We start from the raw sequence: 389 nt of genomic DNA on the forward strand, positions 1-389 counted from the left end.
GGATGGAGGTGTGTTCCCGCAGCTTATTGGTGACGTTGATGGTGACCATTTCGCCTTCTTTCCAGCGCAACGTAGGTCCCGGCAGGGAGCCGTTGATCGTCGTAGCGACGGTCTGTTTGCCCGTGAAATTGACTGGCGATTCTGCGATCACCAGGTCAAATACATTACCTGTGAGAATGGGCGCCGCCGAAGGGCTCGCTGGGTTTTCAGCCACCTGCGCCATCGATTGCATGGCGCGCGACGACAGTCCCAAAAGGACACCTCCAGCGGCCAACCCTTTGACAAAACGGCGGCGGGAGTTCAAAGGGGACGATGAGTTCGACATAGGATGAATCTCTCCGAAATGGGGATATGGCGCTGATGATAAGTAGAGTTGGCGATCAGTCGGA

The 389-nt window shown here is 56.0% G+C and carries 1 protein-coding gene; it reads right to left on the bottom strand.

Features of this window, described 5'->3' with window-relative positions:
• A partial coding sequence (locus AKL28_RS23745; protein WP_156226494.1) for a multicopper oxidase domain-containing protein occupies positions 1-325 on the bottom strand: 325 nt, incomplete at its 3' end.
• Positions 326-389 lie beyond the last annotated feature (64 nt).

The sequence above is a fragment of the Herbaspirillum chlorophenolicum genome (assembly GCF_001189955.1).
Taxonomy (GTDB): Bacteria; Pseudomonadota; Gammaproteobacteria; order Burkholderiales; family Burkholderiaceae_D; genus Herbaspirillum; species Herbaspirillum chlorophenolicum.